Below are 261 nucleotides of genomic sequence, written 5' to 3'. Positions count from 1 at the left end.
AAAAAAAAGCTATCAAAAAGTCAATCTAGAAACCAAACTTTTAGTCGTTGACCAAATTCTAACCGGACACATCTCTAACACGCAAGCTTCCAAAAAATATGATGTTCCTAGAACAACCATTACCTATTGGTTAAGAAAATACAGTACCTTAGTACAACAAAGTAATGGTATGAGTAAAAACGACGAAATTAAAAAGTTAAAGGAAAAGATTGAGGAACTGGAGTTTCAGAAAGACTTTCAGCAAGACATTATTGCTGATAT

The 261-nt window shown here is 32.6% G+C and carries 1 protein-coding gene; it reads left to right on the top strand.

The window, feature by feature from the left end:
- Positions 1-261: transposase (locus tag ACH2AZ_RS12550; RefSeq protein ID WP_394908108.1), on the top strand; the 261-nt coding region annotated here is incomplete at both ends.

This window comes from uncultured Mesonia sp., assembly GCA_947499595.1.
Taxonomy (GTDB): domain Bacteria; phylum Bacteroidota; class Bacteroidia; order Flavobacteriales; family Flavobacteriaceae; genus Mesonia; species Mesonia sediminis.
Note: the sequence above shows the minus strand (reverse complement) of the source record. Positions and strands in the feature narration are given on the sequence as shown.